The following is a 15,678-nucleotide window of genomic DNA, read 5'->3' as shown; positions in this document are numbered from 1 at the left end:
AGCACAACTCACTACGCCAGATTCCCGGGAAAAACCCCATTGGCGGTGTGTGAGTTATAGCTATTAGCCACTAATTTAGCCAGCACCGCAGGATCCACGGAGCCTTTAAAAATCAAGGCTCTGTGGATCCAATGGGACAAAACGTCAACGAGCCGTGATTTTCCAGGCGCGATGGATCTTGGTATTGCGGGCGAAATCCGGATCAATGGTCTGCGCGCTGATTTCCTCCACCGCATAGCGCTCGGCGAGGTTCTCTTCCAGCTGGAACTTGCGGAAGTTGTTGGAGAAATACAGCACGCCACCCGGTGCCAGACGCGCCATCGCCAGGTCGATCAGCTGCACCTGATCGCGCTGGACGTCGAAGATGCCCTCCATGCGCTTGGAGTTGGAGAACGTTGGCGGGTCGATGAAGATCAGGTCGTATTCGTCGCGGCTGCTTTCCAGCCAGGCCATCACATCGCGCTGCTCCAGGCGGTTCTTGTCCGAGAACCCGTTCAGCGACAGGTTGCGACGAGCCCAGTCCAGATAGGTTTTCGACAGATCGACGCTGGTGGTGCTGCGCGCACCGCCCTTGGCCGCGTGCACGCTGGCGGTCGCGGTGTAGCAGAACAGATTGAGAAAGCGCTTGCCGGCGGCCTCTTTCTGAATGCGCATGCGCATCGGACGGTGATCGAGGAACAGGCCGGTGTCGAGGTAGTCGGTGAGATTGACCAGCAACTTCACGCCGCCTTCATTGACCTCGACGAACTTGCCCTGGGCGGCCTGACGCTCGTACTGCTTGGTGCCGCTCTGCCGCTCGCGGCGCTTGACCACTACGCGATTCTTGTCGACGTTCAACGCCTGCGGAATGGCCGCCAGCGCATCGAACATACGCGCCGAGGCTTTTTCCGGGTCGATGGATTTCGGCGCGGCGTATTCCTGAACGTGCACCCAGTCGTGGTACAGGTCGATGGCCATCGCGTATTCCGGCATATCGGCATCGTAAACGCGGTAGCAATCGATGCCTTCGCGCTTGACCCACTTGCCCATCGCCTTGAGATTCTTTTGCAGACGGTTGGCAAACATCTGCCCGCCTTCGCTCAGGCGCGGTTGCTCGATCACCGGCGCCGGGGCTGGGGTCGGCTTGATCGGGTTGCCGTTCTTGTTGAACTTGCGTTCCTGCGGCTCGTCCGGGGTCTGGTCGTAGGCCGCTTGCTCGCGCTCGGCCTGACGCTGTTCCGGGGTGCGCCGCTCGCCAGTGACGAACTGATCCGGCAGGACCTTGATCAGCAACAGCTTGCACGGCAGCGCGCCGTTCCAGAACGAATACTGTTTGTGGCTGCGAATGCCCATGCGCTTGCCCAGATCCGGCGCACCGGTGAACACCGCCGCTTCCCAGTTAAGGCAGGCCTGACGCAGACGCTCGCCGAGGTTCTGGTAGAGATACAGCAGACTGGCTTCATCACCCAGACGCTCGCCGTACGGAGGGTTGCAGATCACCAGACCTTTCTGGTTCTGGTCCGGACGCGGCTCGAAGGTCGCCACTTCGCCCTGGTAGATCTTGATCCACTCGCTGAGGCCGGCGCGCTCAACGTTGTTGCGACCCGGCTGAATCAGTCGAGGATCGGCTTCATAACCACGAATCCACAACGGTGGCTTGGCCAGACCGGCAGCAGCGCGCTCGACGGCTTCTTCGTGAAGTTTTTTCCACAGCGCCGGCACGTGGCCGAGCCACGCGGTAAAGCCCCACTGCTCGCGGCGCAGGTTCGGCGCCATGTCGGCGGCGATCATCCCGGCTTCAACGAGAAACGTACCGACACCGCACATCGGGTCAGCCAGCGCGCCGCCCTCGGCGGCAATACGCGGCCAGCCGGAACGAATGAGGATGGCGGCGGCGAGGTTTTCCTTCAGCGGCGCGGCGCCCTGCTGCAAGCGATAGCCGCGCTGGTGCAGGCTGTGGCCGGACAGGTCGAGGGACAGAATCGCTTCGCCGCGATCCAGACGCAGGTGAATGCGCAAGTCCGGGTTGAGTTTGTCGATCGACGGACGGTCGCCCTGCGGCGTGCGCAGTTTGTCGACGATGGCGTCTTTGACTTTCAGCGCGCCGAAGTGGGTGTTGTCGATGCCCGAGCCGTGGCCGCTGAATTCGACGGCCAGGGTGCCGTCGCTGAGCATGTGATCCTGCCAGTCGATGTCGAGCACGCCGTGGTAGAGGTCTTCGGCGTCCTTCATCGGGAAACGCTTGAGCACCAGCAACACACGGTTGGCCAGGCGCGACCAGAGGCACAGGCGGTAGGCGGTTTCCATGGTTGCCATGCCACGCACGGCGGAGGTGTGCTCGCGCGCTTCTTCAAGGCCAAGCCCGACGGCTTCCTCGATGAGCAGGCCTTCAAGGCCTTTGGGGCAAGTGAGGAAGAGTTCGAAACGATCGGACATGGTAATTCCAGAGCCTTTGGCTAGTGGGCCGGCAACGCATTGCCGACCCGGTTTTCAATCAGGCGCTTTTCTGAAAGAGCGCCCGCGTGGCACGAAGGTGTGCCGTTCCATCCCCGCTGCTCGGGTTAAAAGAGCTTAGATGCCGGGACAGATAAAAAAGTTGGTGAAACAAAAAGACTGAAAGCGACCCTTCGTCGAATAGTACCCAAGCGCAAACGTGGGTCATTCTCACTTGAAGATTAACCCGCCGGGTCAGCGGGGCGCCGATCATACCGGGGTTTGCGCGTTGATCGTTGAATAAATACGCGGTTACTTATCGCCATAGCATCCTTTCCGTTACGTGCTTATGACAAAACGATCATTCCCTCGATGTGACTCATTGGTTAGAACTGAGCACAGGTTGACGTCGCAACGGCGTCAACACCTTGGCTCGCCACGCCGGCAGCGAGCCGAACGATGGCAGGTTTTTTCTGCCAGACCTCAATTGAGGTCAACGCGACACTACAGTCAACAAGTGAGGGAAACACCCTATGAGAAGACTTAAGCGTGATCCGTTGGAAAGAGCATTTTTGCGCGGATATCAATATGGCGTTGGTGGCAAATCCCGTGAGCTTTGCCCATTTACTCTACCGTCGGTACGTCAAGCCTGGATCAACGGCTGGCGAGAAGGACGCGGCGACAACTGGGACGGTATGACCGGCACTGCGGGAATCCACAGACTCAACGAACTTCACGCCGTCGGCTGACACAGGGCATTTATTCCGACACGACAATCTGAATCTGCACTGAATTAACCACGCACGTCCCTCCCGGACGGCGGGCTACGGCCCAGGGGCTCCTTCGAGGAGCCCTTTTTATTGCCCGCAAAATCATCCGGCTGAACACATAACCTGTAGGAGTGAGCCTGCTCGCGATAGCTTTCTTTCGGTCACTTCATCAGCGACTGACAGACCGCCATCGCGAGCAGGCTCACTCCTACAAGGGAACAGTGGTGTCTATGGATCAGCGCAATGCGGCGATCGCATCCACTGATTCACGAATCAGCGCCGGGCCTTTATAGATGAAGCCCGAATAGATCTGCACCAGGCTCGCGCCGGCAGTGATTTTCTCCGCCGCGTGCTTGCCTTCGGTAATCCCGCCCGCGGCAATGATCGGCAAACGCCCGGCCAACTCGCCCGCCAGCACTTTCACGGTGTGGGTGCTCTTCTCACGCACCGGCGCGCCCGACAGACCGCCCGCCTCGTCGCCATGTTCCATGCCTTCGACGCCGACACGGCTCAGGGTGGTGTTGGTGGCGATCACCGCGTCCATCCCGGTTTCGAGCAGCGCCTGGGCCACCTGCGCGGTTTCTTCGTCGCTCATGTCCGGCGCAATCTTGATCGCCAGCGGCACATGCTTGCCGTGACGCAACGCCAGTTCGGCGCGGCGCGTGGCCAGATCCGCAAGCAATTGCTTGAGCGAGTCACCGAACTGCAGGCTGCGCAGGCCCGGAGTGTTCGGCGAGCTGACGTTGACGGTGACGTAGCTGGCGTGGGCGTAGACCTTGTCCAGGCAGATCAGGTAGTCGTCGACCGCACGCTCGACCGGGGTGTCGAAGTTCTTGCCGATGTTGATCCCCAGCACGCCCTGGTATTTCGCCGCAGCGACCCGCGCCAGCAGGTTGTCCACACCGAGGTTGTTGAAACCCATGCGGTTGATGATCGCCTCGGCTTCCGGCAGGCGGAAGATCCGCGGTTTCGGATTACCCGGCTGCGGACGCGGGGTCACGGTGCCGATTTCGACGAAACCGAAACCCAGTTGCGCAAAGCCATCGATGGCCGCGCCATTCTTGTCCAGACCTGCCGCCAGCCCCACCGGGTTCGGGAACTCGAGCCCCATGACGGTCACTGGCATCTTCGCCGGTGCCTTGCTCAGCAAGCCGTTGAGACCCAAACGTCCGCCCGCGCCGATCAGATCCAGCGACAGATCGTGGGAGGTTTCCGGGGAAAGTTTGAACAACAGCTGACGGGCCAGGGTGTACATGGGCGGCAATGACTCGGGCGGCGAAAAGAGGCGGCGATTATAGCCGGGCATCGTCCCCCGGCGCGAGGCGCCTGCACGAATCAGGTGACTGGCATATGCCTTGCACCGCCCTGTTCATCAGTCTGCCGACCAATGACGGCGCGCAGACCAGGACAATGGCGTCGTCCTCGGGTTTTGCCTGCGCAGAATCCGGGACGACGTTTTTTTTGAGGTAGCGTATGAACGAAACGTCCATGGGGCATCTGGCCTGGGTCAATGGCAGCGATGCGCCGGAAAAGAGCGCGATCAATCTCGGCTTCATGGCACTGAGCGACTGCGCCTCGGTGGTGGTCGCCGCCACCCAGGGCTTCGCCCAGCCCTACGGGCTGACGCTGAACCTCAAGCGGCAGGCGTCGTGGGCCAACCTGCGCGACCAACTGGTCAGCGGCGAACTGGATGCCGCCCACAGCCTGTACGGGCTGATTTATGCGGTGCACCTGGGCATCGGTGGGATCGCCCCGACCGACATGGCAGTGCTGATGGGCCTGAACCAGAATGGCCAGAGCCTCAACCTCTCGCATGGTCTACAGCAGGCTGGCGTGAACAGTCCTGAAGCGCTGGATCGGCATGTGCACCAAAGCCGCGCAAAACTGACCTTCGCCCAGACCTTCCCAACCGGCACCCACGCGATGTGGCTTTATTACTGGCTGGCGAGCCAGGGCATTCACCCGTTGCAGGATGTCGACAGCGTGGTGGTGCCGCCACCGCAAATGGTCGCGCACCTGCAAGCCGGGCGCATCGACGGTTTTTGCGTCGGCGAACCGTGGGCAGCCAGCGCGGTGCAGCAGGATCTGGGTTTCACTTTAGCCACCAGCCAGAGCATCTGGCCCGACCACCCGGAAAAAGTCCTCGGCTGCACCCGTGAATTCGTCGAGCAATACCCGAACACCGCGCGGGCGCTGGTCATGGCCATTCTTGAGGCCAGCCGCTTTATCGAACAAAGCCCGGAGAATCGCCGCAGCACCGCGCAATTGCTCAGTGCCGCCGAATACCTCGACACCCCGGCCGCGTGCATCGAACCGCGCTTCATGGGTGACTACGCCGACGGCCTCGGCAATCGCTGGCAGGACCCGCACGCGCTGCGCTTTCATGGCGCAGGCGAGGTCAATCTGCCGTATCTCTCCGACGGCATGTGGTTCATGACCCAGTTCCGCCGCTGGGGTCTGCTGCGCGAGGATCCGGATTATCTGGCCGTCGCCCGGAAGGTTCAGCGTCTGGATCTGTACCGCGAGGCCGCCAGCGCTGTCGGTGTGGCAGCTGCCCATGCAGACCTGCGCAGCAGCCAGTTGCTCGACGGCAAGGTCTGGGACGGCAGCGATCCGGCGGGCTATGCGCGCAGTTTCAAACTGCATGCCCTGAACGACGCCGCCCCCCTTCTCGCCCAGCGCTGACAGGAGACGCCAACATGTTGCGCATTCTGCTGATCAACGACACCGCGAAAAAAGTCGGCCGCCTGAAAGCGGCGCTGACCGAGGCCGGCTTCGAGGTGATCGACGAGTCAGGGCTGACCATCGACCTGCCGGCGCGCGTCGAAACGGTGCGCCCGGACGTGATCCTGATCGATACCGAGTCACCGACCCGTGATGTCATGGAGCAAGTGGTGCTGGTCAGCCGCGACCAGCCACGGCCGATCGTGATGTTTACCGACGAACATGACCCGGGCGTGATGCGTCAGGCGATCAAGTCCGGGGTCAGCGCCTACATCGTCGAAGGCATCCACGCCCAGCGTCTGCAGCCGATTCTCGATGTGGCGATGGCACGCTTCGAGAGTGACCAGGCCTTGCGCGCGCAATTGCAGGCCCGTGACCAGCAACTGGCCGAGCGCAAGCGCATCGAACTGGCCAAGGGTTTGTTGATGAAAATGAAGGACTGCAACGAAGAAGAGGCCTACACCCTGATGCGCCGCCAGGCCATGAGCCGCCAGCAGAAACTGATTCAGGTGGCGGAGCAGATTATTGCCATGAGTGAGTTGCTGGGCTGAGGCGTTCTCTCCGCTGAAGAGCCCCTCACCCTAGCCCTCTCCCGGAGGGAGAGGGAACCGATTGGGGGATGCTCGGGAAATACGCCGACCTGCAATTTCTTTTGTGAATCCATAATCGCCTCGGTCGTTCAGGTCGCTGTATTCGTTGGAACAACATGGTCAGTCCCCTCTCCCTCTGGGAGAGGGCTAGGGTGAGGGGCTTTTGCTTTTCAGCTTTTGGCACAAATCTCGCTATGTAATCCGCACAGGTAACCAACGGCGGTTGCCCCACCTACGACAAAGACGTCGCTCACCCCGTTCGCCTCCGGCGAATCAGGTAGCGGCGTTTTTGCGTTTTGGCCCCAGAAAACGGGGCCGGTGGTGCGGCCGTGAGGCGCTCCACCTGCTGTGCATGACTCCTTTCGAGACTCTTTTCAGCCGAGGTGCGCGATGAATTCAAGCTTCTGGAAATCCGGCCATACCCCGACCCTGTTCGCGGCCTTCCTGTATTTCGACCTGAGCTTCATGGTCTGGTACCTGCTCGGCCCGCTGGCCGTGCAAATTGCCGCCGATCTGCACCTGACCACCCAGCAACGCGGCCTCGTCGTCGCTACGCCGATTCTGGCCGGTGCGGTGTTGCGCTTTGCCATGGGCATGCTCGCCGATCGCCTGTCGCCGAAGACCGCCGGGCTGATCGGTCAGGTCATCGTCATCTGCGCACTGTTCGGCGCGTGGAAACTGGGTATCCACAGTTATGAACAGGCGCTGATCCTCGGCCTGTTCCTCGGCATGGCCGGCGCGTCGTTTGCCGTGGCCCTGCCGCTGGCGTCGCAATGGTACCCGCCAGAACATCAGGGCAAAGCCATGGGCATCGCCGGCGCGGGCAACTCCGGCACTGTGTTCGCCGCACTGCTCGCGCCGGTAATTGCTGCAGCGTTCGGCTGGAGCAACGTTTTCGGATTTGCCCTGATCCCGCTGGTCCTGACTCTGGTGCTGTTTGCCTGGCTGGCGAAAAACGCTCCGCAACGGCCGAAAGCGAAAGCCATGGCCGACTACTTCAAGGCCCTCGGTGATCGCGACAGCTGGTGGTTCATGTTTTTCTACAGCGTCACCTTCGGCGGCTTCATCGGCCTGGCCAGCGCCCTGCCCGGTTACTTCAACGATCAATACGGTCTGAGCCCGGTGACCGCCGGCTACTACACCGCGGCCTGCGTGTTCGGCGGCAGCCTGATGCGGCCGTTGGGTGGTGCGCTGGCCGATCGCTTCGGTGGTATCCGCACCTTGCTGGCGATGTACACCGTTGCCGCCATCTGCATCGCCGCGGTCGGCTTCAACCTGCCAAGTTCCTACGCGGCGCTGGCGCTTTTCGTCTGCACCATGCTCGGATTAGGCGCGGGCAACGGTGCGGTTTTCCAACTGGTGCCGCAGCGTTTTCGTCTGGAGATCGGCGTGATGACCGGGCTGATCGGCATGGCCGGCGGTATCGGCGGCTTCGCCCTGGCGGCGGGCATGGGCGCGATCAAGCAAAGCACCGGCAGCTATCAACTGGCGCTGTGGTTGTTCGCCAGCCTCGGTGTGTTGGCGTGGTTTGGCCTGCACGGCGTCAAACGTCGCTGGAGAACCACTTGGGGTTCGGCGGCAGTAACGGCGGCGCGAGTCTGAGGCTTCAATGGCCCTGCAACTGAGTTTCGCCGAAGCCAGCGCCATCGGCCCGCGCGCGGAGAATCAGGACGCCCTGCGTTCGGTGACACCGGCGCCGGCCTTGGCGCTGAGCAAGGGTTTTCTGTTCGCCATCGCCGACGGCGTCAGTCAATGCGCCGACGGCGGCCTCGCCGCGCGTTCGACCTTGCAGGCGCTGGCGCTGGACTACTACGCCACGCCGGAAACCTGGAGCGTGGCCCAGGCGCTGGATCGATTGCTGCTCGCGCAAAACCGCTGGCTGCAGGCCAATGGCGGCGGGCAACCGCTGCTGACCACGGTCAGCGCGCTGGTGATGCGCGGTCGGCGCTTCACCCTCGCGCATGTCGGCGATTGCCGGGTCTATCGCTGGCATGCCGAGCGGTTGAAGCGCATCAGCGAGGATCACGTCTGGGAGCAACCGGGCATGCAGCATGTGCTCAAACGTGCGCTCGGGCTCGATCAGCATCTGGTGCTGGACTTCCTCGACGGCGAACTGCGTGAGGGCGAAAGCTTCGTGCTGCTTAGCGACGGCGTCTGGTCGACCTTGGGCGATACCGCAATCGCGGCGGTTCTGCGTGATCAGCCGTATCTGCACAGCGCGGCGCACACTCTGGTCAACGCCGCGCATCTGGCCGGCAGTCAGGACAACGCCAGTGCCCTGCTGGTGCGCGTGGATGCGCTGGGCGAATCGAACATCGGCGATGCGCTGGTGCAACTGCAGCAATGGCCGCTGCCGCCAGCGCTGAAACCCGGACAAGCGTTCGAAGGCTGGCAGGTGCAGAGCATCGTCGGCCAGAGCCAGCAATCGCTGCTGTATCGCGTGCTCGATGGCCACGGCCAGCGGTGGCTGTTGAAGACCTTGCCGACGCGCCTGGCCGACGATCCACAGGCCGGGCAAGCGCTGCTGTCCGAGGAATGGTTCCTCAAGCGCGTGGCCGGCCGGCATTTTCCGCAAATCCATGCCTGCACCCAGCGCCAGCATTTGTACTACGTGATGCGCGAATATGCCGGGACGACGTTGGCCGTAGCGTTTCAACACGGCGGCCCGCTGCCATTGGCGCAATGGCAGGACATCGCCGAGCGCCTGCTGCGCGCGGTGGGGCTGTTGCATCGGCGGCAGATTCTGCACCGCGATATCAAACCGGAAAATCTCCTGCTGGGTGATGACGGCGAGTTGCGCTTGCTGGATTTCGGCCTGGCTTATTGCCCGGGCTTGTCGGAAGACGCGCCGGCGACATTGCCGGGAACGCCAAGCTTCATTGCTCCGGAAGCGTTTCGCGGCGAACCACCGAATGCACAGCAGGATTTGTATTCAGTTGGCGTCACCCTTTATTACCTGCTCACCGGGCATTTTCCCTACGGCGAGATCGAAGCTTTCCAGCGGCCCCGGTTTGGCGTGCCGGTCAGTGCCAGTCGCTATCGACCGGACTTGCCGGAATGGCTGGCGCAGAGTCTGGAACGCGGTGTCGCAGCCGATCCGCAGCAACGCTTTGAAACCGCTGAAGAGTGGTTGCTGGTGCTGGAACAGGGTGAGCGCCGCAGCCTGAGTGTGCGACCCCGGCCTTTACTGGAGCGGGAGCCGTTGAAGGTCTGGCGGAGCATGGCTTTGGTGGCGTTGCTGGGGAATATCGTGCTGCTGGTTTTGTTGTTTCATGGCTGAGACCGTGTTGCGGCGATCGCGAGCAGGCTCACTCCTACAATTTGGAATGCGTTCCCCTGTAGGAGTGAGCCTGCTCGCGATGGCGCCAGACCTGGCAGCGCAAACCCTCCATAGATAACGCGCCACGAACGAGCAACACGCCTCGATTCGGTGCAGAAAACGTACGTGAGCTGTAGGAAAAGCCCAATAAATCCGCGCATCCCCAAGTTGGCACAACCACTGCATTACCCCAATCACCACACATAAAGCCCAACCTTCAACGACGAAGGCTGCGCTTCCCGAGAGAACGGGACCAGGACAAAGGCGTCCTCGCTAGGCAACTAGCGGGACGCCTTTTTTTGTTTGCGCGAAATTTGTCGAGCAAGGCCCGACGGCCCACCAGAGGCCAGCCGCAGCTCCCGGAGAACCTGATGAAAAAACTCAAACTGGTGATGATCGGCAACGGGATGGCCGGGGTGCGTACCCTGGAAGAACTGCTCAAGCTGAGCGACGAACTCTACGACATCACCGTCTTCGGCGCCGAACCGCACACCAACTACAACCGCATCCTGCTGTCGCCGGTGCTGGCCGGTGAGCAGACATTCGAAGAGATCGTCCTCAACGACCTCGACTGGTACCTGGAAAACAACATCAAGTTGCTGCTCAACCGCAAAGTCGTGGAGATCGACCGGGTCAAACGCCGGGTAATCGCCGAGGACGGCACCGAGGCCGAATACGATCGCCTGCTGATCGCCACCGGCTCGACCCCGTTCATTCTGCCAATCCCCGGCAACACTTTGCAGGGCGTGATCGGCTACCGCGACATCGCCGATACCCAGGCCATGATCGACACCGCCAGGACCCACAAACACGCCGTGGTCATCGGCGGCGGTCTGCTCGGCCTCGAAGCGGCCAACGGCCTGATGCTGCGCGGCATGCACGTCACCGTGGTGCACCTCGGCGAATGGCTGCTGGAGCGGCAACTGGACAAGACCAGCGGCCAGTTGCTGCAATCAGCGCTGGAATCCCGTGGCCTGCATTTCCGCCTGTGCGAACAGACCCAGGCCCTGCACGACGCCGGCAATGGCCGGGTCGGCTCGGTGCAGTTCAAGAACGGTGACATCATCCCTGCGGATCTGGTGGTGATGGCCGCTGGCATCCGCCCCAACACAGAACTGGCGGAAAAGGCCGGCATCCCGTGCAATCGCGGGATTCTGGTCAACGACACCCTGCAAACCTACGACCCGCGCATCTACGCGATCGGCGAATGCGCCAGCCATCGCGGCATCGCCTACGGCCTGGTTGCGCCGTTGTTCGAACAGGCCAAGGTCTGCGCCAACCACCTCGCTCAACTCGGCTTCGCTCGCTATCAAGGTTCGGTGACTTCGACCAAATTGAAAGTCACCGGTATCGACCTGTTTTCCGCCGGCGACTTCATGGGCGGCGAAGGCACCGAGACCATCACCCTCTCGGACCCGATCGGCGGCGTGTACAAAAAACTGGTGATCAAGGATGACGTGCTGGTCGGCGCTTGTCTGTACGGCGATACGGCAGATGGCGGTTGGTATTTCCGGCAGATTCGTGAGAATCACGCCATCGGTGAGATCCGCGATCACTTGATGTTCGGCGACAACGCTTTAGGCGACGTAGGACATCAGGGCCAGGACAAAGCCATGGTCATGGCCGACAGCGCCGAAGTCTGCGGCTGCAATGGTGTGTGCAAGGGCACCATCGTCAAGGCGATTCAGGAACACGGTCTGTTCAGCGTCGATGAAGTGAAAAAACACACCAAGGCCGCCAGCTCCTGCGGTTCCTGCGCCGGGTTGGTCGAGCAGATCCTCATCAATACGGTAGGTGGCGCGGCGGACGTCAAACCGAAAAGCGAAAAAGCCATCTGCGGTTGCAGCGATCTCAACCACGGGCAGATTCGCCAGGCGATTCGTCAGGAACACCTGCTGACCATCGCCGAGACCATGAGCTACCTCAACTGGCGCACACCGAACGGCTGCGCGACCTGCCGCCCGGCGCTCAACTATTACCTGATTTCCACCTGGCCCGGCGAAGCCAAGGACGATCCGCAATCGCGCCTGATCAACGAACGCGCCCACGCCAACATCCAGAAGGACGGCACCTATTCGGTGGTGCCACGCATGTGGGGCGGCGTGACCAACCCGTCGGAACTGCGGCGCATCGCTGATGTGGCCGATAAGTACAACGTGCCGATGGTCAAGGTCACCGGCGGTCAGCGCATTGACTTGCTGGGGATCAAGAAGCAGGACCTGCCCGGCGTCTGGAAAGACCTCGACATGCCGTCCGGCCACGCCTACGGCAAATCCATCCGCACGGTGAAAACCTGCGTCGGCAGCGAATTCTGCCGCTTCGGTACACAGAACTCGACGCAACTGGGCATCGAGCTCGAGCACGACCTGTTCAACATGTGGTCGCCGCACAAAGTGAAGCTGGCTGTGTCCGGTTGCCCACGCAACTGCTCGGAAGCGGGCATCAAGGACGTAGGAATTATCGGCGTCGACTCCGGCTGGGAGATGTACATCGGTGGCAACGGCGGGATCAAGACCGAAGTCGCCGAGTTCTTCGTCAAACTGAAAACCGCCGAAGAAGTCCGCGAATACAACGGCGCCTTTTTGCAGCTGTATCGCGAAGAGGCCTTCTACCTCGAGCGCACCGTGCACTACCTGCAACGGGTCGGCATGGAGCACATCAAGAAAAACGTGCTCGAAGACGCCGAGCGGCGCAAGGCCTTGAACGAGCGCCTGCAATTCTCCCTGTCGTTCGAACAGGACCCATGGAAAGAACGCCTGGCACAGCCGCAACTGAAGAAAGAATTCGACGTGATCCCTGTGAAAAACCTGGAGGTGCCGGCATGAACTGGCTCGATATCTGCGCGCTGGAAGAGATCAACGCCCTCGGATCGCGGATCATTGCCGGGCCGAAAGGTGACATCGCGATTTTTCGTACAAGCGACGATGAGGTTTTCGCCCTTGATGACCGTTGCCCGCACAAGGGCGGGCCGCTGTCGCAAGGACTGATCTACGGCAAACGTGTGGCGTGCCCGCTGCACAACTGGCAGATCGACCTCGAAACCGGCGAAGCCCAGGCACCGGATATCGGCTGTGCCCACCACCATCCGGCGCGAGTCGAGAACGGTCGGGTGCAACTGGCCCTGCGGGACGCCATCTGATGAACCGCCAGACGACCGCCTCGACCTGCTGTTACTGCGGGGTCGGCTGCGGCGTGCTGATCGAGCATGACGGCGAGCGCATCCTCGGCGTCAGCGGCGATCCGGCGCACCCGGCCAACTTCGGCAAACTGTGCAGCAAAGGCTCGACGCTGCACCTGACCGGCGACCTCGCCGCCCGCGCCTTGTACCCGGAACTGCGTCTGGGCAAAGGCTTGGCGCGCGGCCGCACTGACTGGAATACGGCACTGGAACACGCCGCCAACGTCTTTGCCGAAACCATCACCGCACACGGCCCGGACAGCGTAGCGTTCTACATTTCCGGGCAGTTGCTCACCGAGGACTACTACGCCTTCAACAAACTCGCGCGGGCGCTGGTCGGCACCAACAATATCGACAGCAATTCGCGGCTGTGCATGTCCTCGGCGGTGGTCGGCTACAAACGCAGCCTCGGCGCTGACGCACCGCCATGCAGTTACGAAGATCTGGAACTGAGCGACTGCGTGATGATCGTCGGCAGTAACATGGCCTACGCCCATCCGGTACTTTTCCGTCGACTGGAAGAAGCCAAATCCCGTCGTCCGCAGATGAAAGTCATCGTCATTGACCCGCGTCGCACCGACACCTGCGATTTGGCTGACCTGCATCTGGCGATTCTTCCGGGCACCGATGTCGCTTTGTTCCATGGGATTTTGCACCTGCTGCTGTGGGAAGACTGGGTCGATCGCGATTTCATCAAGGCGCACACCGAAGGCCTCGGCGAACTTAAAACGCTGGTCCGCGACTACACCCCGCAGATGGTTTCGCAGCTGTGCGGCATCAGCATCGAGCAGTTGCAGCAATGCGCGGAATGGGTCGGCACCGCGCCGAGCTTCCTGTCGCTGTGGTGCATGGGCCTGAACCAGTCCAGCGCCGGCAGCGCGAAAAACAGCGCGCTGATCAACCTGCACCTGGCCACCGGGCAAATCGGCCGTCCCGGTGCAGGACCTTTCTCTCTCACCGGTCAGCCAAACGCCATGGGTGGGCGGGAAACCGGCAGTCTGTCCAACCTGCTACCGGGCCATCGCGACGCCGCCAACCCCGAACATCGCGCCGAGGTGGCGGCATATTGGGGCGTGGAAAGCTTGCCTGAGGCGCCGGGGCTGAGCGCCATCGAACTGTTCGAAAACCTGCGCAGCGGCAAGATCAAGGCGCTGTGGATTGCCTGTACCAACCCGGCGCAATCGATGCCGGATCAGAACGCAGTTCGCGCAGCGCTTGCGGCCTGTCCCTTTGTGGTATTGCAGGAAGCCTTTCGCACCACCGAGACCGCCGCGTTCGCCGACCTGTTATTGCCCGCCGCCAGTTGGGGCGAGAAGGAAGGTTCGGTGACCAACTCCGAGCGGCGCATTTCCCACGTACGCAAAGCGGTTGTCGCACCGGGCGAAGCGCGGCCGGACTGGGCAATTACCGTGGATTTCGCACGGCGTCTGGAGAAACGTCTGCGTCCTCAGCAGCCGAGCCTGTTCGCCTTCGACCAGCCTTCGCAGTTGTTCGATGAATTCAAATGGCTGACCCAGGGCCGCGACCTGGACCTTTCCGGCATCAGTCATGCGTTGATCGACGAGATCGGCCCGCAGCAATGGCCCTTCCCCGCCGGCGCCCGCCAAGGCACGCCACGCTTGTACGGCGACGGCATTTTTCCCACTGCCAATGGCCGCGCGCAGTTCATTGCCGAGCCGTATCGCGCCGCCAGGGAACAACGCGATGCGCGCTTCCCGCTGACCCTGATCACCGGGCGCCTGCGCGACCAGTGGCACGGCATGAGCCGCACTGGCACCGCGGCGCAGTTGTTCGGTCACGTCAGCGAAGCCGTGCTGAGCCTGCACCCGGACGAGATGCGCCGGCATCGTTTGCAGCCCGGCGATCTGGTCAATCTGAAAAGCCGTCGTGGTGCCGTGGTTGTCGCGGTCGGCAGCGATGACAGCGTGCGTCCGGGCCAGGCATTTCTGCCCATGCATTGGGGTGACCGTTATCTCAAGGGCGGCGTTAACAAGCTGACGTTGCCGGCGTTTGATCCGCTGTCCAAGCAACCCGAACTCAAGCACAGCGGCGTGCGCCTGGAGGCAGTCAACCTGCCATGGCAACTGTTCGCTCTGATCGAGGGTGATGTTCAACGGCATTTCGAGACGCTACGACCGCTGTGCGAGGCGTTTTCCTACGTCAGCCTCAGCCTTGTCGGTCGGGAGCGGCCGGCGTTGCTGATACGCGCGGCACACGCCGAGGCGCCCGATCCACTGTTGCTGGGCGAGATCGACCGGTGCCTGTCGCTGCTGGATGGCCCGGTTCTGGCTTACGACGATCCGCGTCGCGCCATTGGCAAGCGGGTGCGCATCGAAAATGGCCGTATCACCGCCATTCGCCTGGCCGGCGAAACCCTTGCGCAGCACTGGCTGCAGAGCCTTTGGCTGGAGGGCCGCGCCGACCAGCAACTGCGGCGCTGGCTCCTCGCGCCGATGAGCGCACCGCCGGGCATTGTCGGCGCCATCGCGACTGACAAGACGCTGTGCAATTGCGAAAACGTCAGCCTCAACGCAGTCTGCGCCGGCATCCGCCAGGGCCTGGATCTACAAGGCCTGAAAAAAACTCTCCGATGCGGTACGCAATGCGGTTCCTGCGTGCCGGAAATCAAGCGTCTGCTGGCTGCCGAAGCGCGGCCGGTCGCGGTCATTCAATGAGGACAACACC

Annotated in this window: 10 protein-coding genes; 8 read left to right on the top strand and 2 right to left on the bottom strand. The window is 62.0% G+C overall.

Annotated features, from left to right (window positions below; all coding sequences use genetic code 11):
* Positions 1-144 precede the first annotated feature (144 nt).
* Positions 145-2,415, bottom strand: coding sequence for a bifunctional 23S rRNA (guanine(2069)-N(7))-methyltransferase RlmK/23S rRNA (guanine(2445)-N(2))-methyltransferase RlmL (gene rlmKL, locus QRN33_RS02545; protein ID WP_285406689.1), 2,271 nt, complete (start codon positions 2,413-2,415; stop codon positions 145-147).
* Between the two features lie 530 nt (positions 2,416-2,945).
* On the opposite strand from rlmKL, the gene rmf reads away from it, so the two are divergent.
* Complete coding sequence (rmf, locus tag QRN33_RS02540) at positions 2,946-3,161, top strand: ribosome modulation factor (protein ID WP_003223300.1); 216 nt, start codon at positions 2,946-2,948, stop codon at positions 3,159-3,161.
* Between the two features lie 256 nt (positions 3,162-3,417).
* On the opposite strand, the gene QRN33_RS02535 is transcribed toward rmf, so the two are convergent.
* Entirely contained in the window at positions 3,418-4,437 is a 1,020-nt protein-coding gene (locus QRN33_RS02535) for a quinone-dependent dihydroorotate dehydrogenase (RefSeq protein WP_285406686.1), read from the bottom strand.
* Positions 4,438-4,655: 218 nt separating this feature from the next.
* Here QRN33_RS02535 and QRN33_RS02530 point away from each other — a divergent pair, with 218 nt between their 5' ends.
* From QRN33_RS02530 to QRN33_RS02500, 7 genes are all read left to right on the top strand, one after another.
* Positions 4,656-5,867 (top strand): CmpA/NrtA family ABC transporter substrate-binding protein, encoded by a 1,212-nt coding sequence (locus tag QRN33_RS02530; RefSeq protein ID WP_252874146.1) that lies wholly within the window; start codon positions 4,656-4,658, stop codon positions 5,865-5,867.
* Between the two features lie 14 nt (positions 5,868-5,881).
* Positions 5,882-6,457, top strand: a complete 576-nt coding sequence (locus tag QRN33_RS02525; RefSeq protein WP_192564117.1) for an ANTAR domain-containing response regulator — start codon at positions 5,882-5,884, stop codon at positions 6,455-6,457.
* Positions 6,458-6,886: 429 nt separating this feature from the next.
* Positions 6,887-8,098: a nitrate/nitrite transporter gene (locus QRN33_RS02520; RefSeq protein WP_065614911.1), complete on the top strand. Its 1,212-nt coding sequence runs from the start codon at positions 6,887-6,889 to the stop codon at positions 8,096-8,098.
* Between the two features lie 7 nt (positions 8,099-8,105).
* The gene (locus tag QRN33_RS02515; protein ID WP_285406674.1) at positions 8,106-9,776 is read left to right on the top strand and encodes a bifunctional protein-serine/threonine kinase/phosphatase; all 1,671 of its coding nucleotides are present in this window, start codon (positions 8,106-8,108) and stop codon (positions 9,774-9,776) included.
* Positions 9,777-10,186: 410 nt separating this feature from the next.
* Positions 10,187-12,640, top strand: coding sequence for a nitrite reductase large subunit NirB (nirB, locus tag QRN33_RS02510; RefSeq protein WP_285406671.1), 2,454 nt, complete (start codon positions 10,187-10,189; stop codon positions 12,638-12,640).
* Entirely contained in the window at positions 12,637-12,954 is a 318-nt protein-coding gene (gene nirD, locus QRN33_RS02505; RefSeq protein ID WP_016773836.1) for a nitrite reductase small subunit NirD, read from the top strand. The genes nirB and nirD overlap by 4 nt, the downstream gene beginning before the upstream one ends.
* Positions 12,954-15,668: a nitrate reductase gene (locus tag QRN33_RS02500; protein ID WP_285406666.1), complete on the top strand. Its 2,715-nt coding sequence runs from the start codon at positions 12,954-12,956 to the stop codon at positions 15,666-15,668. The genes nirD and QRN33_RS02500 overlap by 1 nt, the downstream gene beginning before the upstream one ends.
* Positions 15,669-15,678 lie beyond the last annotated feature (10 nt).

The organism is Pseudomonas sp. FR229a, assembly GCF_030209115.1.
GTDB lineage: Bacteria > Pseudomonadota > Gammaproteobacteria > Pseudomonadales > Pseudomonadaceae > Aquipseudomonas > Aquipseudomonas moraviensis_A.
This window is presented reverse-complemented; position numbering and strand designations above follow the sequence as displayed.